The sequence below is a fragment of the Campylobacter sp. BCW_6871 genome, assembly GCF_001762325.1.
GTDB lineage: Bacteria > Campylobacterota > Campylobacteria > Campylobacterales > Campylobacteraceae > Campylobacter_D > Campylobacter_D jejuni.
In genome coordinates this window covers 1-470 of sequence record NZ_MJWQ01000081.1, presented here as the reverse complement: position 1 = coordinate 470, position 470 = coordinate 1, and the positions used below count along the sequence as shown (strand labels likewise).

The following is a 470-nucleotide window of genomic DNA, read 5'->3' as shown; positions in this document are numbered from 1 at the left end:
CCAAGTCTTAGCACCTGCTTTTTTTAAGATTGTTTTATTTTTATTTATCCCAAAAGAAATAGCCCTATCTAATGGAGTATTAGGTTTAAAATAATTGATTTTATCATTTTCAATTTCATTGATAGTGCAATTAGCAGCATTGACATCAGCTCCATATTTGATCAAAATTTCCAAACAAGTTCCAACAGGTTTTTTCTCAGATATTGCAGCTTGATGTAAAAGGGTTTTTCCTGCATCGATATGACTATCTTCATGTTCTGTTTTAATATTTCTCATATTTACATCAGCGCCAAATTGTAAAGCCACTTCTAAAGAATTTACAGACTCAGGATCACCAAGCAATATCCAAGAATGCAAAGGGGTGGCACCTTTTTCATCATAAACTTCAAATTTACATCCTTTTTTAAAAAAATAATCAATCATTTTTTTATTTTTTCCACCCACTCCAATATAATCAGTAAGGGCATTAT

At 30.9% G+C, this 470-nt stretch carries 1 protein-coding gene; it reads right to left on the bottom strand.

All coding sequences use genetic code 11. The annotated features are described in order from the left end of the window. On the bottom strand, positions 1-470 hold a 470-nt coding region (locus AJ930_RS09170; RefSeq protein ID WP_186820871.1), incomplete at both ends, for an ankyrin repeat domain-containing protein.